Annotated in this window: 24 protein-coding genes; 19 read left to right on the forward strand and 5 right to left on the reverse strand. The window is 40.9% G+C overall.

All coding sequences use genetic code 11. The features are described from left to right. Positions 1-466 precede the first annotated feature (466 nt). On the reverse strand, positions 467-595 hold the full coding sequence (gene yhfH, locus B1K71_RS05610; protein ID WP_077325008.1) for a protein YhfH: 129 nt from the start codon (positions 593-595) through the stop codon (positions 467-469). 107 nt (positions 596-702) lie between these two features. Here yhfH and B1K71_RS05615 point away from each other — a divergent pair, with 107 nt between their 5' ends. The 5 genes from B1K71_RS05615 (at position 703) to B1K71_RS05630 (ending at position 5264) form a co-directional block, all read left to right on the forward strand. After that, complete coding sequence (locus B1K71_RS05615; protein WP_077325009.1) at positions 703-1434, forward strand: MBL fold metallo-hydrolase; 732 nt, start codon at positions 703-705, stop codon at positions 1432-1434. A 140-nt stretch (positions 1435-1574) separates the two neighbouring features. Next, on the forward strand, positions 1575-2570 hold the full coding sequence (locus tag B1K71_RS05620) for a lipoate--protein ligase (RefSeq protein ID WP_077325010.1): 996 nt from the start codon (positions 1575-1577) through the stop codon (positions 2568-2570). 269 nt (positions 2571-2839) lie between these two features. After that, complete coding sequence (locus B1K71_RS05625; RefSeq protein WP_077325011.1) at positions 2840-4378, forward strand: fatty acid--CoA ligase family protein; 1539 nt, start codon at positions 2840-2842, stop codon at positions 4376-4378. 90 nt (positions 4379-4468) lie between these two features. Then, positions 4469-4606, forward strand: coding sequence for a hypothetical protein (locus B1K71_RS19830; RefSeq protein ID WP_175631842.1), 138 nt, complete (start codon positions 4469-4471; stop codon positions 4604-4606). A gap of 124 nt (positions 4607-4730) precedes the next feature. Further along, positions 4731-5264 carry a competence protein ComK gene (locus B1K71_RS05630; RefSeq protein ID WP_245799172.1) on the forward strand — a complete coding sequence of 178 codons (534 nt, stop codon included), beginning with the start codon at positions 4731-4733 and terminating at the stop codon, positions 5262-5264. On the opposite strand, the gene B1K71_RS05635 is transcribed toward B1K71_RS05630, so the two are convergent. Then, entirely contained in the window at positions 5212-5601 is a 390-nt protein-coding gene (locus B1K71_RS05635) for a hypothetical protein (protein ID WP_077325012.1), read from the reverse strand. The genes B1K71_RS05630 and B1K71_RS05635 overlap by 53 nt on opposite strands. Positions 5602-5801: 200 nt before the next feature. Between B1K71_RS05635 and B1K71_RS05640 the strand changes: the two genes are divergently transcribed. The 14 genes from B1K71_RS05640 to B1K71_RS05700 all read left to right on the forward strand — a co-directional run bounded on the left by B1K71_RS05640 (position 5802) and on the right by B1K71_RS05700 (position 22078). Next, positions 5802-6452: a TVP38/TMEM64 family protein gene (locus B1K71_RS05640; protein ID WP_077325013.1), complete on the forward strand. Its 651-nt coding sequence runs from the start codon at positions 5802-5804 to the stop codon at positions 6450-6452. Positions 6453-6508: 56 nt separating this feature from the next. Next, positions 6509-7060, forward strand: a complete 552-nt coding sequence (gene lepB, locus B1K71_RS05645; protein ID WP_077325014.1) for a signal peptidase I — start codon at positions 6509-6511, stop codon at positions 7058-7060. 84 nt (positions 7061-7144) lie between these two features. After that, positions 7145-10645, forward strand: coding sequence for a helicase-exonuclease AddAB subunit AddB (gene addB, locus B1K71_RS05650; protein ID WP_077325015.1), 3501 nt, complete (start codon positions 7145-7147; stop codon positions 10643-10645). Further along, positions 10645-14364: a helicase-exonuclease AddAB subunit AddA gene (gene addA, locus B1K71_RS05655; protein ID WP_077325016.1), complete on the forward strand. Its 3720-nt coding sequence runs from the start codon at positions 10645-10647 to the stop codon at positions 14362-14364. Before addB ends, addA begins: the two co-directional genes overlap by 1 nt. Before the next feature lie 186 nt (positions 14365-14550). Then, positions 14551-15291: a hypothetical protein gene (locus B1K71_RS05660; RefSeq protein WP_077325017.1), complete on the forward strand. Its 741-nt coding sequence runs from the start codon at positions 14551-14553 to the stop codon at positions 15289-15291. A 21-nt stretch (positions 15292-15312) separates the two neighbouring features. Next, positions 15313-15960: a hypothetical protein gene (locus tag B1K71_RS05665; RefSeq protein ID WP_245799173.1), complete on the forward strand. Its 648-nt coding sequence runs from the start codon at positions 15313-15315 to the stop codon at positions 15958-15960. Then, the gene (locus tag B1K71_RS20115; RefSeq protein ID WP_245799174.1) at positions 15957-16256 is read left to right on the forward strand and encodes a hypothetical protein; all 300 of its coding nucleotides are present in this window, start codon (positions 15957-15959) and stop codon (positions 16254-16256) included. Before B1K71_RS05665 ends, B1K71_RS20115 begins: the two co-directional genes overlap by 4 nt. A 71-nt stretch (positions 16257-16327) precedes the next feature. After that, positions 16328-17173 (forward strand): nucleotidyltransferase, encoded by an 846-nt coding sequence (locus tag B1K71_RS05670; RefSeq protein ID WP_077325018.1) that lies wholly within the window; start codon positions 16328-16330, stop codon positions 17171-17173. Positions 17174-17376: 203 nt separating this feature from the next. Further along, positions 17377-17724: an ArsR/SmtB family transcription factor gene (locus B1K71_RS05675; protein ID WP_077325019.1), complete on the forward strand. Its 348-nt coding sequence runs from the start codon at positions 17377-17379 to the stop codon at positions 17722-17724. A 10-nt stretch (positions 17725-17734) separates the two neighbouring features. Continuing rightward, entirely contained in the window at positions 17735-19033 is a 1299-nt protein-coding gene (locus B1K71_RS05680; RefSeq protein ID WP_139343305.1) for an arsenic transporter, read from the forward strand. 52 nt (positions 19034-19085) lie between these two features. Continuing rightward, positions 19086-19502 carry an arsenate reductase (thioredoxin) gene (gene arsC, locus B1K71_RS05685; RefSeq protein WP_077325021.1) on the forward strand — a complete coding sequence of 139 codons (417 nt, stop codon included), beginning with the start codon at positions 19086-19088 and terminating at the stop codon, positions 19500-19502. Between the two features lie 86 nt (positions 19503-19588). After that, entirely contained in the window at positions 19589-19957 is a 369-nt protein-coding gene (gene arsD, locus B1K71_RS05690; RefSeq protein ID WP_077325022.1) for an arsenite efflux transporter metallochaperone ArsD, read from the forward strand. A gap of 14 nt (positions 19958-19971) precedes the next feature. Then, a complete protein-coding gene (gene arsA / locus B1K71_RS05695) occupies positions 19972-21747 on the forward strand; it encodes an arsenical pump-driving ATPase (protein WP_077325023.1) in 1776 nt (591 codons plus the stop codon). A 49-nt stretch (positions 21748-21796) separates the two neighbouring features. Next, positions 21797-22078, forward strand: a complete 282-nt coding sequence (locus tag B1K71_RS05700) for an adhesin (RefSeq protein WP_077325024.1) — start codon at positions 21797-21799, stop codon at positions 22076-22078. Between the two features lie 180 nt (positions 22079-22258). On the opposite strand, the gene B1K71_RS05705 is transcribed toward B1K71_RS05700, so the two are convergent. From B1K71_RS05705 to B1K71_RS05715, 3 genes are read right to left on the reverse strand one after another with little or no spacing between them, the layout of a single operon-like run. Next, positions 22259-22459 (reverse strand): hypothetical protein, encoded by a 201-nt coding sequence (locus tag B1K71_RS05705; protein WP_077325025.1) that lies wholly within the window; start codon positions 22457-22459, stop codon positions 22259-22261. A 23-nt stretch (positions 22460-22482) separates the two neighbouring features. Beyond that, positions 22483-23769 carry an NAD(P)-binding domain-containing protein gene (locus B1K71_RS05710; protein WP_077325026.1) on the reverse strand — a complete coding sequence of 429 codons (1287 nt, stop codon included), beginning with the start codon at positions 23767-23769 and terminating at the stop codon, positions 22483-22485. Between the two features lie 33 nt (positions 23770-23802). After that, positions 23803-24117 carry an ArsR/SmtB family transcription factor gene (locus B1K71_RS05715; RefSeq protein ID WP_077325027.1) on the reverse strand — a complete coding sequence of 105 codons (315 nt, stop codon included), beginning with the start codon at positions 24115-24117 and terminating at the stop codon, positions 23803-23805. Positions 24118-24141: the final 24 nt, after the last annotated feature.

Here is a 24141-nt window from a genome sequence, read left to right on the forward strand (position 1 = left end):
CCGTTTAGCAACGTACAAACTGCGCCATGCCATTTAGTGTGGGTCGGCGTTGCCGCGCAAAGCGGCGGTTTTAGCCGATCTTCCTCCAATCGCAATGAGATAAAGGAAACACGCCCCTTCATAGGGGTGTGCCGACGTTGGCCGCAAAGGCCGGTTTTAGTCGGCCTTTCTTAAAATCCGAACCGATGTTGACTTTCACCACAAGGGTATAAGTGCGACTAAGCCTCTGGTTTCACCAATCGGCAAGTCTTCTTTATCGGAGTGGAGGAGTGTGAAGTTTGCTAGTTGCTGGGCACTGGAGCTGGACGCAGCTAATCAGATAATGTTAATTATCCTCAGGTGAAAATTCTGTAATTTCCTGGACTGCAAAAAAATCGCGTGTCAAATGAATGGCACGCGAAATTATAAAATGTGTTATAGTACAATTTAAATAAGGAACATGTTTTGAAACCGTTCAAATCGAATATTATCTTGCCGGATGATCACATTCGTCACAAAGGTTACCGTAGCAATCTGCTTTTTCATGCATAGCCTTACCGCAGTTATGACACTTCTTCTTGGGCAAATTTCTGAAAAACTCAACGACGTTATTCATGTGAATCCTCCTCTGAAGTATTTATTGAATACATTGTATTATAACAGTATGCTGAATGTCAACACTGTGTTACAACAAATTTTAAAAAATAATTGAGGTGATCTTTTATGAAGTTAACCATTATTGGGCAATGGGGCGGATATCCCGCACCAGGCGGGGCTACGTCAGCTTATTTAATCGAAAAGGATAACTTTTCATTACTGGTGGATGCAGGCAGCGGGTCATTATCCAATTTGCAGAAATACAAAGAAGTGATGGATTTGGATGCTGTTGTACTATCACACTACCACCATGATCATGTTGCCGATATTGGAGTGTTACAATACGCTTGGCTGGTGAATTCATATGTTACAGGACATGATGAGATTTTACCGATTTACGGTCATGCTGAAGACAAAAAAGGGTTTGAATCATTAACACATAACTGTACAGAAGGAATCGCGTATGATCCGAATGAAGAATTGAAAATTGGGCCGTTTACACTTGCATTCCAGCGGACAAAGCATTCTGTACCATGTTTTGGCATGCGCATTAGCGATGGGGAAAGTGAAATTGTATATACAGCGGACACTACTTTTACGGAAGACTGGTATGGTTTTGTGAAAGATACAGACCTGCTTATCACAGATTGCAATTTTTATGCCGGTCAAGATGGATCAAAGGCCGGTCATATGAACAGCAGCGACGGCGCAACAATTGCCAGGGAAGCAGATGCGGGGGAACTTATACTCAGCCATTTGCCGCAATATGGCAATAATAGTGATTTGGTCAATGAAGCGAAAGAAATTTTTACAGGAATAGTTCATCTGGCAGAAGCGGGTTTGACGTGGGAGAAATAGGACTGAATGATATATTTCTCCCAAAACATTTATCTATGTCTTAATCGTCTCAATCCGTGTCATGCCGGTACTTTTTTTTTTGCCGGGGAAGGGGATTTCCATTACAATAAAGTTAGGATAAACTTTTGGGAGGTCACAACATGAAATTTATTGATAATAAAGGCATAACAGATCCAACCATAAATCTTGCACTGGAAGAATATGTGCTGCAAAACTTTGGTGAAAAGGATACATATTTGCTGTTCTATATTAACAAACCGTCCATCATTATCGGGCGAAATCAGAACACAATTGAAGAGATAAATACCAATTATGTGGATGAGAACGGGATAAAAGTGGTTCGCCGTCTGTCCGGCGGCGGTGCTGTTTATCACGATGAAGGAAACCTTAACTTCAGTTTCATTACAAAAGATGACGGCGAAAGTTTTCAGAACTTCGCTAAATTCACGAAGCCGATGGTTGAAGCGTTAAACAATCTTGGCGTGCCAGCAGAATTACAGGGGCGGAATGACCTTGCTGCGAACGGACGGAAAATTTCGGGGAATGCGATGTTCTCCACAAAAGGACGCATGTTCAGCCATGGCACACTAATGCTTGATTCGGAAATAGAGAACGTTGTTTCCGCATTAAATGTGAAAATGGAAAAAATAAAATCAAAAGGAATCAAATCCATCCGCAGCCGTGTAGCAAACATTTCCGAATTTATGGATGAAAAAATCACGATGCATGAGTTCAAAGAAATGATTTTACGTTATATCTTTGATGTGGAAGATGTAAAGGATGTTCCACGTTACGAACTGACTGATGAAGATTGGGAAAATGTTCGTCAGATTTCCAAAGAACGCTACCAGAACTGGGATTGGAACTATGGAAAGTCACCGAAATTTAATATCCAGGAGTCCCATAAGTTTGATGGGGGGCTTGTTGATGTTCGGCTGGATGTGAAAAACGGTCTTATTGAAAACTGTAAAATTTATGGGGACTTTTTCGGGGTTGGTGAAGTTAAAGACATTGAACAGAAGCTTATCGGTGTGCGTCACGAACGAAAAGCGATTGAAAAGGCACTGGCTGATGTTGATGTTCCGCATTACCTTGGAAAAATTTCCAAAGAAGAATTTGTTAACTTGTTATATTAAATTCATTAAGCAGTTCACCGAATATATTGGTGAACTGTTTGTTTTTCCAATCAAAAACATACCCCTCCGCCGGGGATTCAGGTTATGGTTTTAAACAAGAATGTCAGCGCTTCCACTTGTAATATGTCCAATGCTATTTTATACTTTAAATAGTTTAAAAATTATAAAGTTTGCCGAAAAAGAAAAAAGACTAAGGGGTCTTTTTAAATTTTTTACCCATGAAATGAATGGCTATTCATTCATATATCAGGCAGAGGAGAGAAGATACGATGAATATTACAGAACAACTGAGTGTAACAGCAAAAGAGCATCCGCAAAAAAACGCATATGTATTTCAGGATTCTACGACTAGTTATATGGAACTGGAGGGGATGGTCTCCAAGTTTGCATCCAGCCTGCATGATCTAGGCTATCGGAAAGGGGATCATATTGCGCTTGCAGTTGGAAACAGTCCGTATTATGTCATTGCAATGTATGGTGCACTGCGGATTGGAGCGATTGTTATACCGATTAACCCGATGTACATGCCGAGTGAGCTTGGCTATATTTTAAAAAATGGTGATGTCAAGGGTATAATTACGATGGATATACTGATGGAGAAGTTCGAGGGAATCGCGGATCAGTTGCTAAATGTTGAACATTACATCGTATGTGATACCGGATCAAGTAAATCGTTTGCTGAAAGTTCACTTGCCCTGAAAATGAAATCATTTACGGAATTAACCAAGGCGGGAAGCATGAACGTTGATTTGCCGGAAATGGATGATGAGGACACAGCGATCATTCTGTATACATCCGGAACAACAGGTAAACCAAAGGGTGCGATGCTTTCCCATAAAAACATTTACTCCAACGCAAAAGATACGGCGGATTATTTGTCGATTAATGGGGATGATTGTGTCGTTGCAGCATTGCCAATGTTTCATGTGTTCTGTTTAACCGTTTCGTTGAATGCCCCTCTAATGAACGGCGGAACGGTACTGATTATGCCGAAATTTTCACCGCAGGAAATATTCAGGGTTACTTCTGACCAAAAGGCAACCATTTTTGCCGGTGTCCCAACTATGTACAATTATTTATTGCAAAGTGCTGAAGGCCATACGGACGATTTTGCCGGAATCCGGTTGTGCATTTCCGGTGGTTCATCCATGCCGGTTGCATTGCTGAAAAATTTTGAGGAAAAATTTAATGTGCGGATTTCTGAAGGTTACGGGCTGTCTGAAGCATCACCGGTTACTTGTTTCAATCCGCTGGACCGCCCCAGAAAGCCCGGATCTATCGGGCAGAACATCCTAAATGTTGAAAATAAAGTGATGAATGAATTTGGTGAAGAAGCAGCGGTGGGTGAAGTTGGCGAATTGGCTGTTCGCGGACCGAATGTTATGAAAGGCTATTACAAGCTGGATGAAGAGACCGATATGGCATTACGCGGTGGCTGGTTGTATACAGGGGATATGGCACGGATGGATAATGAAGGGTACTTCTATATTGTTGACCGAAAAAAGGATATGATTCTGGTGGGAGGTTACAATGTTTATCCGCGTGAAGTGGAGGAAGTGCTGTATGGCCATCCCGGTGTAGAGGAGGCAGCTGTAATCGGTGCCCCGCATCCGGAGACGGGCGAATCGGTTGTCTGTTTTGTCGTACCGAAAGATCCAGCATTGAAAGAAGTTGTTTTACACGAATTCTGTGAAGCGCATCTGGCAAAATATAAGGTCCCATCCCGTATTGAATTCATGGAAGAATTGCCAAAGAACACAACGGGAAAAGTGTTGCGGAAAAGCCTTCGTGACAAAGTGAACCAATAGTTGACTGGGTGCTCCTGATCCGGAGCATCTTTCTTTTTGCATAAATACACCGCCATCCAGGCATACTGCTACTAAAAAGGATGGTGCTGAATGAAGAAAGATCAAACGTTACCGGAACTGGCAACATTTACACTGTTGAATCCCGATTTCCATGCTCATGTCGATCAGGTGACTGAAAATCCTCAGGATGACACGCATGACAGCAGCAAAGATACGTCATCAGATTAATAATAGGAAAATATTATCAAAAATGTGTTGAAAATTGCAAAAACGATACCATTTCTGTGTAAAATCTGGTAAATTAGTAGTAGGCCTTTTTCTTTTTCCTGAAACAGGGAAAGGATGAATTCAGATGAGTAACATGGAGTTTAATGATTTTTATTCTCCGACACACGAAGTAACCCCTCTCACAATGGCAGTTTTGGCACAATTTGATATGGATGGAAACTCCAGGACGTGTGTATTGGAGGAGCAGACCGACTATACGGTACTAGTCTCTTCAAGCAAGATCATCGACAATGCGTGCAAATATTTCGGAGCAAGTCTCCGCGGCAGGCAGGACGGGACGCGTGATATCTGCGGCCTTACACACAAGGCCCCCATTGCTGTCGATCCTTCCAGTGGCATGTACTTTTTTCCAACAACCTCACCTGCAAATCCCAAATGCTCATGGATTGCCCATTCCCATATAGATCAGGTGTCGAAGGTGGATCAAAATGAGACAGAAATCCTTTTTAAAAATGGCAGACGAATTACAATTCCGGTTTCATATGGCTCCATGCTCAATCAGATACAGCGCACCGCACAGTTCAGATATCTGCTCGATAACCGGATTAAGTATTTGCTGAAGCAGAATGGTGAGATGGTGGCAGAGCCTTTTGCATAAGTTCCTGGATAATGACTTCCACCTTTTTACGGATAGCCGGATTGAAGTAATTCCGTTTTTCCTCGCGGCCATTACACAGAAAAAGAAAAGATGAAAATGAATCATTCTTATTTAATGTAACGACTTTCAGTTTGTGATTCTGCATGTCTTTTCGCAATTGTCTGCGTTCATTTGATGCTTCCGTATTCATTTTTTCCAGAAGTCCCATGTAGGGCTCCTTTATTTTAAACGATCCATTTTGGATATGTTGAATATCCTGCTGTATAACAACCATTGCCATCGAGAGAAACAGAAAGCGTGACGCCAACCGTAATTCTTCTTCATTAAGACAACGCATGATGACCCCTCCAATAATCGAACGTTTGTTCTAAAATTATTATATGATAAAACCACTAAAAAATACAATAAAAAAGTTTACGGAAAGAAAAAGGCCTGAATTTATTGCTATGCAGATGACAAGGTTTAATTTAAAATAAAAATAGATAAGCTAGACAATGCAGCATTTAATTGTTTCAGATGAATAGGGGACTTTGTCGAATGTATTTGTTTAATCTCAGCATAGCTAATTGGAGAACGTTATTGGAGCAGGACAAGCTTGATGAATATATTATGCAGTTGCTCCAACAGTATGAAAGTTTCGGACCACTGCCAGGGATTATTCTTCCGTTTTTGGAAGCTTTTTTGCCGTTTTTGCCGTTAGTCGTGTTTGTGTTTGCTAACGCTGCGGCATACGGGCTTCTGGAAGGCTTTTTATTATCGTGGGCAGGAACAAGCTCAGGAGCGATACTGGTGTTTTTAATTGTGCGAAGGCTTGGGGACAAAAAACTGTTTATGTGGATACGAAAAAATAAACAGGTCCGTAAAGTTACAGCCTGGGTGGACCGGCACGGGTTTGGGCCGCTGTTTCTGTTGATGTGTTTTCCGTTTTCCCCATCTTCCGTTATTAATGTTGTTTCGGGTTTGTCCAACATAAGCAAACAGCAATTTATTCTTGCGGTTTTACTCGGAAAGTCAGTGATGGTTTTTTCCATATCCTATGTTGGATCAAGCATATGGGAATTTGCCCAAAAACCGGTAAAAACGATTATTGTAGGTGCTTGTATTGTGTTGTTCTGGCTGATTGGAAAGTTTATCGAGAAACGGCTGCAGCATAAAGCTTTGGTCAAAGAACTGTCTGATAAGGATTAGAAATAGTTCGAATTGGGTATGATGGACAATGAGAAATGATTCTGGAGGAAAATCAAATGATACGAAAATTTTTTCTGAAAATCATACCCGTTGTCGTCTTGGCTGCTGCATTGGCATTTGTATTCAGATCTTATCTGTTTGCCAGCTATGTAGTAGAAGGTGAATCAATGGAACCGACGCTTTACGATGGAAATATGCTCATGGTAAATAAAGTGGTATACGATTTGTCGGATGTTGACCGCTTTGATGTGATTGTATTTCATGCCAATAAACAAACGGATTATGTGAAGCGGGTGATTGGTTTGCCTGGTGACAAAATTGTGTATAAAAACGATAAACTCTTCATAAATGGTGATTATGTGGAAGAAAAGTTTCTGAAGCCATATAAAAAGGTCAGTGCTGCGGAACCATATACGGAAGATTTTACATTAAAGGGAACTACCGGAAAAACAACCGTTCCCAAAGGCAAACTGTTTGTCATGGGTGATAACCGCGATAACAGTCTGGATAGCCGCAAATTTGGTTTTGTATCACAGGACACACTTGTTGGAAAGGTTGATATTACGTATTGGCCGGTTTCCCAGCTGCACTTATCATTTGCCGATTGACAGTAAAATAATTATAAGAAAGCCTCTATCTCTGTTAAAATAGGAGATAGAGTTTTTTTCGTTCGATAAAGGGAGGGAGCCACTTTGGGATTGCGATTTTTACTTGGCCGGGCCGGTACTGGAAAGAGCGGCCGCATCTTAGATGAGATAAAAGATAATTTGACGGATAACCCGCATGGTAAATCAATTTTTTATATTGTGCCTGATCAAATGACATTTCAGCAGGAGTATGCATTATTTAAGGATAATAAGATACATGGAAGTATCCGTGCACAGGTCGTGAGTTTTTCCCGCCTGGCCTGGCGTGTTCTGCAGGAAACAGGCGGAGGCACCCGCCAGTTCATCAGTTCAGTCGGGATTCAGATGATGCTCCGTAAAATTATCGAGGAAAAAGAAACGGATTGGCATATTTTTCAGAAGGCATTGGAAAAGCAAGGTTTTCTGCAGCAGTTGGAAGGAATGATAACTGAATTTAAGCGCTACCGGATTACACCGGATATGCTGGATGGGCAAATTGAACAGATCAATCAATTTGTACATAAAGAATCAGGGGAGGCTGCATTGACCGGTAAATTGCAGGACCTTGTCTACATATATGAACGGCTTACAAGCGCATTGAAGGATAACTATATTGATAGTGAGGATCAGCTTCAACTGCTTGCAGATAAGATTGCCGATACGTCTGTATTGCAAGACGCGGACATTTATCTGGATGGTTTTCACCGGTTTTCACCGAAAGAGCTGCTTGTTGTTGAAGAGCTCCTGAAGAAATGTAAATCGGTTACGGTGGCACTGACTACAAATACCCCTGTTGCAGATGGGATGTCCGAGCTGGACTTATTTTACCAGACGAAAGAAACGTATCAGAATCTCCGCGCGATTGCTCAGGAGAATGGAATTGGCATGGAAGATTCGGTAGTTATGGATGTGGAAAACGGTAAATTTAAAGATCGGCCATATTTTCAGCATTTGGAGCAAAACTTTGATGTTCGTCCCGCTCCGGAATACAGTGGGGACGTACCAGTACAAATTGCTGAAGCGGTGCACCCGAGAGCTGAAGTGGAAGGGGTAGCACAGGAAATATTGCGACTTGTCCGGGAAGAAAACTATCAATTTCGGGATATGGCCGTATTTGTCCGGCAAACTGATATCTATCATGATTTGATTGCGACTATTTTCAATGATTACGAGATTCCGGTGTTTCTCGATGAACGGCGTACGATGATGAATCATTCACTGATTGAATTAATTCGATCTGTACTGGATATTGTGGAAGGAAACTGGCGCTATGATGCTGTTTTTCGTGTATTGAAAACCGGATATATCCCTGCTGACAATCCTAAATACCCGCTTACCGATGATGCGATTGATGAACTGGAAAACTATGTGCTGGAATACGGTATTCGGTCACGCGAGCGGTGGATGAACAAGCAGGAATGGCTGTTTCAGCGTTTTCGGGGCTTTGAGCAATCGGCACAGACTGATACGGAAAAAGCAACACAGGAACGGATTAATACGTACCGGAATCAGGTGGTCCGGGCACTCCGGAAATTTGACCGGGATATACGGGATGCAGCAACAGTACAGGAACTGTGTGAAACGGTTTATCTGCTGTTGGAACAATTGGAAGTCCCGCAGCAACTGGAGAATATGCGTGAAATGTTCGATGATGCCGGTCAGATAGAGAAGGCACGTGAACAGGATCAGGTATGGAATGCGGTCATTCAGCTGTTTGATGAAATGGTTGAGATGGCAGGGAATGAACCAATGACACTGGAGACATTCCGTGCTGCACTTGATGCCGGGTTTGATTCACTGACATTTGCCCACGTCCCGCCAAGTATGGATCATGTTATTGCCGGTACGATTGATCGTTCCAGGATCAGCGGGATGAAATGTGCATTTTTGCTTGGCGTGAATGATGGAACATGGCCAATGAAGCCGCAGTCTGAAGGAATTATTAATGAACACGAACGGGAATTGCTTGCCGGTCACGGCGTACAGTTGGCTGAATCCAGCAAACGTCAGCTGTTGGACGACTGGTTTTATATGTATATTGCCTTTACTGCAGCAAGCGACTATCTTTGGGTCAGCTACCCGTTAAGTGATGAAGAAGGCAAGTCGAAAATGCCATCCCAGATGATCAATCGGATGGAGGACCTTTTCCCAGTCCTTCGTGATCACTTATTGCTGCAGGATCCGGATGAGTTAACGGAAGCAGACCGATTTATCACATCACCGGTTAAAACAAGGGCAGCTTTAACTGCACAACTGGCACGCAGCCGGAAAGGGTATCCGGTTAAACCTGTCTGGTGGCATGTGTTGAACTGGTATATACACCATCATCCGAAATACGGAACGACCTATACGATTCTCCAAAGTCTGTATTACCGGAACAGACCGGTCAATTTAACAAAAAGGACTACGGAGGAATTGTATCCGAAACAAGTGAAGGCTAGTGTTTCCAGGCTGGAAACGTATTATCGCTGTTCATATCAGCACTTTGCCAAATACAGTCTGAAGCTTGACGAACGGAAAACATATAAATTGGATGCACCGGACATCGGGCAGCTTTTCCATGAGGCATTGAAAAAAATTACCGAATGGATACAGGAAGAAGGCAGCGATTTTTCAAAGATTACGAAACAGGACAGTGCGGGCTATGCCAAAAAAGCGGTAGATAATCTGGCACCAATCCTGCAGCATCAAATTTTGCATAGTTCGAATCGTTATAAATATATTCAGCAAAAATTGCAGGAAGTCATTACAAGGGCCACGTATATTTTGAGTGAGCAGTCCAGACAGAGTGAATTTTCACCAGTAGGATTGGAACTTGGCTTCGGATTTGATGAGAAAACGGGAGGACTTCCACCGGTAACTTTGCCGCTTGAAAATGGATTTGAACTGATGCTGCGCGGCCGGATTGACCGTGTCGATAAAGCACTGAATCATGACGACCTGTTTTTGCGGATTATTGACTATAAATCCAGTGCCAAAGGATTGAATTTGCTTGACGTTTACTACGGTCTCGCCCTGCAAATGCTGACATACCTTGATGTTGTTTTATCGCATTCCGAAAAATGGCTTGGGGTAAAAGCTTCACCGGCAGGGGTGCTTTATTTCCACGTGCATAACCCGATGGTATCCGGCAAATTGAAAATGACAGACGATGAAATTGAAAAGGAAATCTTCAAGAAATATAAAATGCAAGGTCTGCTATTATCGGATGAAGAAGTTGTCAAACTGATGGATACGTCGCTGGATTCCGGAACAAGCAGAATCGTTCCTGCCGGTGTGAAACGTAAAGGCGGTTTTTATAACCATTCGAAAGTCGCTGACAATGAAACATTCAGCAGTCTACAAAAGCATATTCATCACCTGATGATGCAGGCGGGGATTGATATGACATCCGGCGGCGTGCATTTGAATCCGTTTCAGCATAAACAGAATAATGCGTGCACGTATTGCCCGTTTTTGTCAGTCTGTCAATTTGATCCGCTTCTTGAGGAAAACAATTACCGGAAACTGACCGACATGAAGGACGATGAAATTCTGGAGAAACTCCGGCATAAGGAGGAGATGTAATGGTTAAGTGGACAAAGGAACAGGAACAGGCGATTTACACAGCTGGCAGAGATGTACTTGTTGCAGCCGCGGCCGGCTCTGGAAAAACAGCCGTTCTGGTGGAGCGGATTATTCAAAAATTACTAAACCAGAAAAGTCCGGTTGACATAGATTCATTGCTCGTTGTAACTTTTACGAATGCTGCCGCACAGGAAATGCGGAATCGGGTTGGAAAAGCGCTTGAACATGCGCTGGCACAGGATCCGTCATCCAATCATTTAAAAAAGCAACTGTCCCTGCTGCAGCGGGCATCCATTTCAACACTTCATTCCTTCTGTCTGGATGTTGTTAAACAATACGCATACTTGCTTGATATCGATCCCGCATTCCGCATTGCCAATGACATGGAAGCAGACTTGATAAAGCAGGAAGTAATTGATGACTTATTTGAAGACTGGTATGGTGCAGACGGTCCTGAACAGCAGCGTTTTTTCTCGGTAGTCGACCGTTTTTCCAGTGACCGCAGTGATACAGATGTGGAGGAACTGGTACTGGATTTATATACATTTGCCATGCAAAATCCGTGGCCGGAGCGATGGCTGGAGGAGCTTGCAGAAGTCTATAATATCCCTTCTGAATGGAAGGAATCAGAATTATCCTGGCTTTCCATTATGAAACGTGAAGTGCGAAATCAACTGGAAGCGATGCGTGAAGAAGTGAACCTGGCCATGGAGCTTACAAAAGAAAGCGATGGTCCATACCATTATGCAGATGCGATTGAATCAGATGCGCTCAGCCTTGAGGAAGCATTAGCCAAGGTTGGTTCGTGGAATGATCTTCAGGCACACTTTTCGGATAGTTCCTTTGCGAAATTATCCGGCAAACGGGTGGACTGTGATGAAGCCAAAAAAGAACAGGTGAAAAACCTCCGCAACAGCTATAAAAAACGCTGGAATGACATGAAGGACAACTGGTTCAGCCGGAATCTGGAAGGTCATGCAGCTGACATGCAGGAGCTCGCTCCTGTAATTAAACAGCTAACTGAATTGGTGAAGCAATTTAAGGAAAGGTTTACCGAGCAAAAACGTGAACGTGGAATTGTTGACTTTTCCGACCTGGAGCATTACTGTTTGCAGCTATTATGTGACGATGCATCGACACCGGAAAATATTGTGCCGTCAGGTGTTGCCACAGCACTACAGGAACAATTCACCGAACTTCTTGTCGATGAATATCAGGATACAAACCTGGTCCAGGAAACTATTTTAACGCTAATCAGCGACCAAGCCGGCCCGGGGAATATGTTCATGGTTGGTGATGTCAAACAGAGTATTTACCGATTCCGTCATGCTGAGCCATCACTGTTTATCGATAAATATAAACGCTTTGCCGGGGAAGAGAATCCGGCAGAGCGCATTGATCTGGCCAGTAATTTCCGGAGTCGTGAACAAGTACTTGCCGGTGCCAATTATATTTTCAGGCAGATTTTAGATGAGGAACTTGGCGAAATTGCATATGATCAGGATGCCGAACTGATTTACGCCAACAAAATGTATGATTCACTGCCATATTCTGAACCGAAGCCGGAATTAATTGTGATTGACCGGGAAGCACCTGAAGAAAAAGAGGAAGTATCCCCGGAAGAAGAGGATTACCGGGATCTGGAGAAAGCACAGCTTGAAGCACGCGCCTATGCCGAAAAAATCAAAGCCTGGATCGGCTGGGAGGATACTGATTCGCTGCAGGTTTATGATAAAAACACGGACACACAGCGTGATATTCAATATCGTGACATCGTAATTCTGATGCGTTCGATGACATGGGCACCAACGATTGTGGATGAATTGAAAAAACAGGGAATCCCCGTTTATGCGGAGCTTTCCACTGGTTACTTTGAAGCAATTGAAGTGAAAATCATGATTAATGTCCTCAAAGTAATCGATAATCCAAGACAGGATATTCCACTTGCATCCGTTCTGAAGTCGCCGATTGTCGGACTGGATGAGGAAGAGCTGGCATCTGTAAGACTTGCTGATAAGCGCGGAAACTATTTTGATGCACTCCACGCTTATCAGAAAAAAAATACTGGAGCTACATCCAAAAAAATCAGCCGGTTTCTTGAACAGATGGAAAGCTTTCGGCTTGCAGCAAGACAAGGGGCATTGTCTGAATTAATCTGGCAAATATTCCGGGAAACCGGATATTACGATTTTGTCGGTGGTATGCCGGGCGGACGCCAGCGCCAGGCTAATCTTCGGGCATTGTACGATCGGGCAAGGGGTTATGAAACAACCTCATTCCGCGGTTTGTTCCGGTTTCTTCGCTTTATTGAGCGGATGGAAGAGCGCGGTGATGACCTGGGTGCAGCACGGGCATTAAGTGAACAGGAAGATGTCGTCCGGATTATGACGATTCATAAAAGTAAAGGACTTGAATTTCCGGTTGTTATTTTAGGAGCAATGGACAAACAGTTTAATCAGCAGGATTTGCGCCAGCGGTATTTGCTGCACAAAGATCTCGGGTTTGCAAGCAAGTATATTGATCCGGTAAAACGGATTACGTATCCGACGTTGTACTACCATGCTTTGCAAAAGGAGAAACTTCGTGAACTGCTTGCCGAGGAAATGCGAGTTCTGTATGTGGCAATGACCCGTGCAAAGGAAAAACTTGTCATGGTCGGCAATGTCGCATCATTCGAAAAGAAACAGCAGAAATGGGAGCGTATTTTAGACCATGCTGAGTGGATACTGCCCGCCCATTACCGGATTGAGTCGAAAACATATCTGGATTGGGTCGGACCGGCTTTAATACGACACCAGTCGAATGATGTTTTGCGAACGGAAGATGTGAAAGATAAAGTGCTGGAAGCAATCCGGATTGACCCATCCGAATGGAAGGTAACCATTGTACATGGCAGCTCACTGGTTAATTTGGATGAATCCGATGCAGAAGCGGAACTGGAACGGAAAGAAAATATAATCGGGTGGGAGCCATTGGATCTGGAGGACGAGGATCTTGACGAAGAGGTTAATAAGCGGCTTTCATACAGCTATCCATATCGGGAAGCAGCGATTTCCCGGGCCAAGCAAACCGTTACGGAAATTAAACGGCAGCGGGAGTTGAAGGATGAATACAGCTCGGATCAGCTGGTACAGCCATTCCGTCCACCGATTACCAGAAGACCTGCATTCATGCAAAAGCAGCGAACGATTACAGCCGCAGAACGCGGAACTGCCATGCATACTGTGATGCAGCATATCCCGATGAATAAGCCGTTGCGTGCAGCGGAAATTGAAGAATTTGTTGAAGGGTTGACTGCCCGCGAAATTTTGACACCGCAGGAAGCGGAAGTAATTGATACTGCGACGATTGAGCAATTTTACCAGACCGAAATTGCGGAACGAATCATGGATGCATCAAGCATCTACCGGGAAGTTCCATTCAGTCTGTCACTATCCGCTAAAGATGTTTATGCCAATTGGTCAAGTGATACGAATGAACAGGTGCTGGTCCAGGGTGTGATTGACTGTGTCATCCCTGCAGATGATGGCTGGATCATCCTGGATTATAAGACTGATGCCATTCATGAGGAAGTAAATGATCAAGTGAAAGAAAAACTGACCAAACGGTATGAAACACAAATGGATCTGTACCGGCACGCAATTGAACAGATCTGGAATGAACCGGTGAAGGAAACATATCTGTATTTCTTCGCCCGCCAGCTTGTGCTGAAAGTCTAATATTATTAGAAGGTTAAAAGCAGCCAAACGGTTAATCAATACGCCGTTTGGCTGCTTTTTTTAATTCTGAAATAAGCGATTTGTTTGTTCTTATTTATATATCTTCAATTCCGAATATTTGTGTTAAAATGATAACAGTTATTTCAAAATAGTTTTCCACGATACTAATTGAAACTGGTGATGTTTATGAAACAATCAAAAGATCAATTATATGAAAAAATAAAGATCGTCAAAGGCGATAACTTTGTAACAATTGAAGATACAAAGAACCTGTCCGAGCATGAATTTATCAGTCTTGTAACAGACTTCCTGAATCAACCAGCTATCAAAAACACAAGACATGTAAGTATTCTAATCGCAAGTAAATTCAGTGATAATGCGGATGAATTTTTACTCGATAACGGATTCAGGCTGCATGATGAGAATGTCACGGTCTGGATGGAATTAGACAATCTTAAGTCAATGGAACAGGTATTTACATTAAAAACGTTAAATGAGTTATCGGAAAGTGATTTTAAGGACGTTTGGCAACAATCCATGAAGGGCTCATTAAATGCTCCTTCTTCTCTAACCATGGATGAACAGTTGCGTAGTGTTGAAGTCGAATTAGGCCCGAAATATAAAGATTCATGCATAGTAGCGTATGAAGAAGGTAAAGCAATTGGGGTTATTATGCCACATATAGAACCTGGGCTGAAGCAAGAGGGAAGAATATTTTATTTTGGACTGGTCCCCGAAGTACGGGGATTGGAAAAAAGCAAATATCTTCATCAGCAGGCCTTGTGGCTCTTAAAAAATCAATTTAAAGCAACTTACTATATTGGCAATACCAGCCACAATAATGCCCCAATGCTTAAAACCTTTCAATATAACGGATGTAAGGTTTTGGAACGGAATAAAGTGTATAAACGGATTATTAAAGATTGAAGATTGGAGGGATAAATCAACATGAAAATCTCACCCGAATCATTTCAAAAAACCGCTGCATGGATCAAAAGAAATGCGCGCCCGTTGGAAGCGACAAGATGGGAGTATTTTTTCGAAGATGGTTCAGCTGATAAGATCATCCATTATTTGTCAGCTTTTCAAAATGAAGATGGAGGATTTGGAAACGGCTTGGAACCTGATTTTTGTTTGCCTCATTCATCTTCCATAGCAACATGGTCAGCGGGACAAATATTAATGGAAATCGGTGCAATAAGCAAAGAAGAGACAGTGAAATCAATGCTTTCTTTTCTCGAAAATACTTATGACAGGTCAGCAGGACTATGGCAGACTGTAAATCCGCAAACAAATGATTATCCGCATGCTCCATGGTGGCATTGGAAAGATGGTGTACAGGAGAACTGGATGTATAACCCGGGCGCAGAGCTGGCTGCTTTTCTGGTGCACTGGTCACCTGAAGAAAGTGAAACTTCCAGAATCGGCTGGGAGGTAATCAAAAAGGCTGCCAACTATGTGATGCAAAGCGAAACAATGGACAGTCATGAAATCAATAATTTTCAGCAGTTGGTAAAAATTATGAAACCATATGAGCAAACATTTGGCAGGAAACTTTCTGATTACTTGTTAGCAGATGTTTCCGAAAAGTTATGACACTTGCCGAAAACTGTGTTGAGCGTGATGTTTCTGCATGGTCAACCGGCTATAAACCGCTTCCGCTGGATTTCATAGATGGTCCGGAACATCCGCTATGTGAAAAGTTTGGTAACTTGGTTGAACAGAATCTGCAATTTTATATCGATCAATTATCCGACGATGGCACATGGGATATTTCATGGAACTGGGGCAGTTATTCGGAAGCGTATGCGGTTGCCAGACAACAATGGAAAGGAATATTGGCTGTAAACAGGTATAAGTTATTGAAAGCATTTGGGTGTTTAGGTACATAATTAATAGAAGAAAAGCCCGGAAACCCTATGCAAAAATGAAAATATAATAGGGAATAAGAAGGAGCGGTTCGTTGACAAAAATAAGGAAAATCGGTAGTTTTTGCAAGATCAATGAATCTGGTTATATAGTCAATACAGCCAGTGCACAAAAAATCAGTCCGGAATTTCATAAGGTGTTAAATCAAACAATCAACTGTTATCGAATCCACCTTGGTGAAAGTTTGCATAGTATTTACGTGCGGGGATCTATTCCGCATGGACAGGCTATTAAAGGTATCTCGGATTTGGACACCATAGCTATTACAAATGACAACGTGAATTCCATGGATTTGCAATGGGTTGATGAATCCGAACAGGATATAAATGCTAAATTTGATTGCGTAAACGGTGTTGAGATAAGTGTTTATCCGAAAAAAGATGTTATGGTAACATCCAGATTTTCGATTATTCCATTCATGCTGAAAACGCATAGTGTGTGCGTTTACGGTAAGGATTTTACCTGTCAGCTTCCATCTTATAAGGCAGACAAAAAACTTGCAAATCATCATTTGGTCAATTTAAAAAAACAGCTTGAGCAGGCGAAGGAAGACCTCGAAGATAATCATGATAGAGAAGATATTTTAGATTGCTGCAGCTGGATTATGAAAATTATAGTCAGAGCAGGACTTGCACTTGTAATTGAAGAGGAAAAACAATACACAAGGGATTTATATCCGGCGTATCAGCTATTCTCAAAACATTATCCAGACAAAGAACCTAAAATGAGACAAGCACTGCTGTATGCTATTGCCCCCATTGCTAACACAAAAGAATTAACAGGGTTTTTGGAGCAGGTCGATGAATGGCTGATTGCCAAAACTGAAAACTGGCTGGAAGTTTATAATCCTTATAACGTATTAGAAATGAATTTGATGTAATTTATATGTGTGGGATTATTCAATTAAAGGGCCATATTGTTGAAGATCACACTTCTTCTAAAATAAAATGAAAGTACATCCTATAATAGGTTTTTATTTAGATTTTTAAATATTAGTCACGGAAAAAAAGTTGATAGAAATGTGTTATTTTTTGTTGCGAATATAAGCATATGCTAATATACTAATTATACGAGGTGAAGCTCATGGAAAAAACGATAATTGAATTAGATAATGCTACCCAAACGTTAAAGCTTTTAGGCGATAAAACACGCTTAACTATTATGGGATTAGTAAAAGATGGTGAATGTTGTGTATGTGAGTTTGTTGAGGTTCTGCAAATGAGTCAGCCATCTGTTAGCCAGCATTTAAGAAAACTAAGGGATGCTGATCTTGTGAAGGAGCAACGGAGAGGACAATGGATTTTTTACTCATTAAATACGTCTCATTCGACATATCCGATCATTCAACAGGTTTTGGAACAGATACCTGATCAGAAAGAGAAATTATGTGCACTGGAGGATGCGGGGTTACGTATCCAGTGCGACTTGTAGGGGGATTCATTTGAATTTAGCGATTGTAGCAACGATTATTTTTATACTTACGCTTGTATTAGTGATTTGGCAGCCAAAAAACTTAGGCATTGGCTGGATCGCTTGTGGAGGAGCAATTTTAGCGTTAATTGCAGGCGTCGTTGACTTTCAGGATGTGTTAGCTGTAACGGATATTGTTTGGAATGCGACACTGGCCTTTGTAGCAATTATTATTATTTCCCTTATACTTGATGAGATTGGCTTCTTTGAATGGGCTGCTCTCCATATGGCTAGAATAGCCAAAGGTAATGGGAAGAAAATGTTTGTTTATGTGATTCTTCTAGGTGCTGTTGTTGCAGCCTTGTTTGCTAATGATGGAGCTGCGCTGATTCTCACACCGATAGTGCTCGCAATGGTAAGAAACTTAAACTTTAAAGAAAAGATGATTCTGCCATTCATTATGGCGAGTGGTTTTATCGCGGATACTGCCTCGTTACCACTTGTTGTGAGTAATTTGGTTAACATCGTTTCGGCAGATTTCTTTGGAATTGGATTTATTGAATATGCTACACGGATGATTGTTCCGAACTTCTTTTCAATAGGTGCAAGCATCTTGATGCTTTATCTGTTCTTTAGGAAAAGCATTCCAGAAAACTATGATGTAAATCAACTGGAAGAACCAGAGCAAGCAATCAAGGATCATAAAATGTTCCGTTTGTCCTGGGGTGTGCTTGTGATATTACTGATTGGCTATTTTGCAAGTCAACCATTGGAAATCCCGGTCTCGATTATAGCGGGTATTGTTGCGATTTTCTTCCTTCTAATGGCGAGAAGAAGTTCAGCGGTTGAGACTGTTAAAGTTGTAAAAGGAGCTCCCTGGGATATTGTCTTTTTCTCTGTAGGAATGTATGTAGTCGTTTATGGGTTACGCAATGTTGGGTTAACAGACGTACTGGCTAATGTTATTCAGTACACGGCAGAACAAGGTTTGTTTATTGCCACAATCTCGATGGGATTCATTGCAGCATTTTTGTCGTCGATTATGAACAATATGCCAACTGTTATGATTGATGCGTTAGCAATTGCTGAAACAAATACATCCGGAGTTATGAAAGAAGCGTTAATCTATGCAAACGTCATTGGATCAGATTTAGGTCCAAAAATTACGCCTATCGGGTCTTTAGCAACCTTGCTATGGCTTCATGTTCTTTCAACAAAAGGGTTTAAAATTTCTTGGGGATATTACTTTAAAGTTGGTATTGTTCTTACTATCCCAACATTATTCATTACGTTAACCGGATTATATGTTTGGCTATTGCTCATTTTATAAAGGACTTTAACTTTTTATGATATAAGTAGAAACGAAAAGGAGAATAAATCACATGTCTAAAAAAACGATTTACTTTTTATGTACTGGAAACTCTTGCAGGAGCCAAATAGCAGAAGGATGGGCGAAAAAATATTTAGGTAACGAATGGGACGTGAAAAGTGCGGGGATTGAAGCACATGGTGTAAACCCGAATGCAGTCAAAGCTATGAATGAAGTTGGTATCGATATCTCAGATCAAAAATCAGAAATGATCGATCCGGAAGTTTTAAATAATGCGGCTATGGCTGTTACACTTTGTGGGGATGCAGCAGACAAATGTCCAATGACACCACCTCATGTAAAGCGAGAACATTGGGGGTTTGATGATCCCGCAAAGGCAGAAGGTACCGACCAAGAAAAATGGGAATTTCAACGTGTACGCGATGAAATTGGTGAAAGAATTAAGCACTTTGCAGAAACTGGTAACTAACAATTAGTCAGGGGAATTTTGTTACCCCTGACTATCATTAAAATAATTATATAAGTGTATAGTTATATTGTTATGGAGGGGTAATCATGAGTAAATTAGAAATTTTTGATCCAGCAATGTGCTGTTCTACGGGTGTTTGTGGACCAAGTGTAGATCCGAAATTAACCCGTGTCGCGAGTGCTGTATTTTCTCTTCAAAAAAGAGGTTTTGATATAGAACGATACAATTTAGCCAATGAGCCTGACAAATTTACTGAAAATAAAGCCGTAACAGATTTTCTTGAAGAAAAGGGTCCAGATGCACTTCCAGTTACTTTATTAAATGGAAAAATTGTTCTTGAATCTACGTATCCAAGTAATGATGAACTGTCCGAGTGGTTTGACATCAGTACAGAAGAATTAAATGATCGACCTAAAAACAATCGTGTCACGATCCAAATAAATGAATTGAAATAAAGGTGTGGGAATATATGTATCCATCGTTTGATCCAAAGTCTTTTGTGAAAACCCAGTTCCTGTTTTTTACGGGAAAAGGAGGAGTCGGCAAGACATCGACAGCATGTGCAACAGCGATCCATTTAGCCGATGAGGGGAAGAAAGTGCTGATTGTTAGTACAGACCCTGCCTCTAATTTACAAGATGTATTAGAAGTTGAACTAACTAATACACCAAAGTCTGTTTCTAACATAATCAATTTGGATGCAGCAAACATTGACCCAGAGGAAGCAGCTGAATTGTATCGGGAAAAAGTTGTTGGTCCTTATCGTGGAAAATTGCCGGATGTAGCTATTAAAAGTATGGAAGAGCAATTATCTGGTGCATGTACAGTGGAAATGGCTGCTTTTGATGAATTTTCGAGTATCATTTCAGACCCAGCCATAAGTAACCGATATGATCATGTGATATTCGATACGGCACCAACAGGACACACATTAAGGCTGTTAAAACTTCCAACCGCCTGGAACGACTTTTTGGATGAAAGCACCCATGGTGCCTCCTGTTTAGGGCCACTATCAGGCTTACAGGAAAAAAAAGAACTGTATGAACAAACGGTATCATCACTTTCCGATCAGGAAAAAACAACATTACTTTTAATCACAAGACCCGAATCTTCGGCACTGTATGAAGCCAATCGTTCTGCAAAAGAATTAAAGGATATTGGTATAAAGAACCAAATGCTCATTGTTAATGGCTTATTGCAAATGCATCTTTCCAACGATAAAGTCTCATCGGCTTTTTACCAGCGACAACAGGAGGCTTTGAAAGACTTTCCAAAAGAACTCAAACAAATGGCCGTTTATTCATTGCCGTTAGTTTCTTATTCACTTACAGGGCTTGAGAACCTTCGTTATTTATTCAAACAATATGCCTTACCCGCAACGGAAGAACCAACCTCGCATGATGAAAGAATAGAGTTACCGAAGCTAAGCACTTTGATTGAAGGTTTTTCGGAAAATAATACGAGGGTGATTTTCACCATGGGAAAAGGAGGGGTTGGTAAAACGACCGTCGCCTCCTCCATTGCCGTTGGATTGGTCGAGAAGGGACACAAAGTTCATTTAACGACGACGGATCCTGCAGCACATTTAGACTATATGTTTTCTAATCCTATTGATAATGAGAAATTATCGATTAGCTCGATTCAGCCCAAAGACGAAGTGGCAGCCTATAAAAAAGAGGTCTTGTCAAAAGCAAGCGAAAGTCTGGATGAAGCGGGAATTGCTTATCTTAAAGAAGATCTTGACTCCCCTTGTACAGAAGAAATTGCTGTCTTTCGAGCTTTTGCTGAGCAGGTTGCTAAGTGCAATGATGAAATTGTCGTCATTGATACTGCACCTACAGGACACACATTATTACTTCTCGATTCTGCAGAAGAATATCATAAGGAACTGACACGTTCGACGGGAGAAGTTCGGGAAAATGTAAAAGCATTACTGCCACGACTTCGAAATCCTATAGAAACGAGTGTAGTTATTGTGACATTGGCTGAAACAACTCCGGTTCTCGAAGCTGAAAGGCTGCAGAGTGACCTAATAAGGGCTGATATTAGGCCTGAGTGGTGGGTGATTAATCAAAGTTTACACGCAACAGAAACACAGGACCTTATCCTAGCCGGCAGATCTAAAACCGAAAGAAAATGGATTGAAAAAGTGAGAGATGAGTTAGCACAAAACGCAGCTATTATTCCATGGATTAGTGAAGAGAAAATAGGTTATAGCAAGCTAAAAGAATTGATAATGAACTAACTAAGAATCTAGGTCAGTTTATTAATAAAAATTTAGAGGAGGAATTAAATTGAATATTACAGATGGAGCAAAACAAAAATTAGAAATAATTTTCCAAGAACAAGGAGCAAAAGGCATACGTTTTTATTCAAATGGAGCCGGATGCTGTGGACCGCAGGTAGGATTATCGTTAGAAGAACCAAAAGATACGGATGTTATTCAAGATATTAATGGGGTTCAAGTAGCTCTTGAAAAAGATATTAAAGATTCTGTAGAGGAATTGACACTGGACAATGATGAGACTCCGGAAGGCCCAAGATTTGTACTATTAGGAATGGATCAATGCTGTTAAAATACGCATTTCATTCAACAATGAGATGCAGTATAATTACTTGAAAAGCGTGGAAATAAGAATTATCAAAGCTTAAATAATAAGTAATTTTTGCTTTTCAAATCCTAGGTGATTAAGTCAATCCCGACTCCGTCTTATAACGGTGTCGGGATTGTTTAGTTAGTAAAAATAATGGTATTGTTATGTTTTCTGTAATTCTTCGTAAGCTAGCAGAAACTCCTGATAGCTTGTTACTCCTAATTTTTTTGGATTATTTTTGAATAATCGCTGAAACGTAACGTCTTTTGCTTTTTCGACAGAGCATTCCATGGCATTCATAATTAAATTCATATAGGAAACAAAATACTCTTTGTGTAAGTCTCCACCACGATTAATGATCATCAACATTATCCTTTTTTCATTTATTAGTTACAACAGCTACTTGTTGCATTTAAACCGTTTATTTCCAATGGTATTGGAGTGGAGTCAACTTTACAAACTCCCGTTTCAGGTAATTTTAATTTTACTTTTCTAGCTTCTTCCTCATCTCCTGAAAGGTATGAAACAATTGAACGAACTTGTTCATAACCTGTTGCCATTAAAAATGTCGGCGCACGACCGTAACTTTTTACTCCAACTATATAGAATCCTTGCTCAGGTTGACGCAACTCTTTTTCACCATGTGGACGAACCGTTCCACAGCTATGAAGGTTAGGATCAATAAGTGGAGCAAGTTCGCGTGTACTTTCCACTATAGGGTCTATATCTAATCTTATTTCATTTAAGAAGGAAAAGTCAGGTCTAGCTCCTGTATTTACTACAATTTCATCTACTTCACTTAAAAATTCCCCGTTTGTGCTTTTTATTTCAAAATGTCCATTTTGCTCTGTGATTACTTCAGTATAGAATCCGGAAAAAACTCTCACATGACCATTATCAACGAGCTGGTGCGCCTGTGTACCAAGCTCACCTCTTGCTTGCAATTCATCATTCGTTTCTCCTCCAAAAGCTTCTTCTACGTGTTGTTTACGTACAACCCATGAAATCTCTGTGTTTGGAAAATTCTTTTTTAATTCAGTTAGGTCAATCAATGTATTTAAGGCAGAGTGACCACTACCGATTACCGCTACATGCTTGTTTTTAAATATTTCTTGCTCTTCGTGAATATTTGGGATATGTGTGTACAATTTATTTTTTAATGCTTCATCACTCCATACTCCATCCGCAAATGGAGGGTTAGGGTGATTCCAAGTTCCCGCGGCATCAATGACAGCTTTTACTTCTATTTTTTCCATGTTTCCATTAAGGTTTACATAAAGAATGAATGGTTGTTGCTCACGGGAATTTGATTTCATTTTATCCGTGTTCTTTTTGGTGATATTCATAACTTCAGCATTATAAAGGATTCTTTCCTTAAATTGTGGATGATTTGATAGAGGTTCTAAGTATTCATCCACAAGTTCCTTGCCAGTTGGTAATTTATCAGCTTTAGGCTCAATCCAGTTCGTTTTTTGTAATAACTTTTTGGCAGCCTCATTTATGTTAAATTCCCAAGGGGAAAATAACTGTACGTGTTCCCACTCAAGAATGTTGCTTGCTACTTTAGGTCCTTTTTCTAAAACAAGAAACTGTTGATTATATTCATTTAAATGGGCAGCAGCTGCAAGTCCTATAGGTCCTGCACCGATAACGACAATTGGTAATTCTGACATATAAATATCTCCCTCTCTGTAAATAAAATTAATTTAGTTTTTACGAAATAAGCAACAAAGCTCTTCCGACAGTACATGATTTATTTCTGTATGATTTAAAGAGTAATAGCTCCAAGTTCCTTTTTTATTTTGAATAATAAGATTTGCTTGTAAAAGTATTTTTAAATGGTAGGAGAGTTTTGATTGCGGTAAATTAATTTCCTCCATTAAATCGCAAACACAAATTGAATCTTCAGGTGTGTTCGCCAGTAAATTAAGTATGTGTAGCCTCTTTTCATCAGATAATGCTTTAAATGTTTTTTTATAATGTTTAAACGTACTTTGTAAATCCACTGTTACAGGAAGCATAAATACCCTCCATTCTTCTAATCA

This window comes from Virgibacillus siamensis (genome assembly GCF_900162695.1).
Lineage (GTDB): Bacteria > Bacillota > Bacilli > Bacillales > Amphibacillaceae > Lentibacillus > Lentibacillus siamensis_A.